The organism is Halomonas sp. SIMBA_159 (assembly GCF_046536035.1).
In the GTDB taxonomy this organism is placed as follows: Bacteria; Pseudomonadota; Gammaproteobacteria; order Pseudomonadales; family Halomonadaceae; genus Vreelandella; species Vreelandella venusta_A.
This window is the reverse complement of sequence record NZ_JAWJBT010001214.1, coordinates 1-248: the sequence shown is the minus strand read 5'-3', so window position 1 is coordinate 248 and position 248 is coordinate 1. Positions and strand designations below refer to the sequence as shown.

At 47.2% G+C, this 248-nt stretch carries 1 protein-coding gene; it reads right to left on the bottom strand.

Annotation, left to right across the window (positions count from 1 at the left end):
• Positions 1-248 (bottom strand): tetratricopeptide repeat protein (locus R0J87_RS23130; protein WP_498889292.1); only part of this gene is annotated, 248 nt, incomplete at both ends.

Below are 248 nucleotides of genomic sequence, written 5' to 3'. Positions count from 1 at the left end.
GCCGTAATTTCCTGTTGCCTGCCACTATCAGCCAGTGGTCGTTCAGGCCTGACCGGAGCATGCTTAGCTATTTCAAGATAGCGCATTGCGGCTTTGTAGTCGCGCTCTTCTGTCAAAAATTCTGCATAAAAATAATTAGGATCAATACCTTGAGGATTAAGCTCTAACGCCTTATTCAACAGCTGTCTGGCCTTTTTGTCACTACCAAAGCCAACCGGCCAGCCGGGCACTTTGTAATACAAAACCCC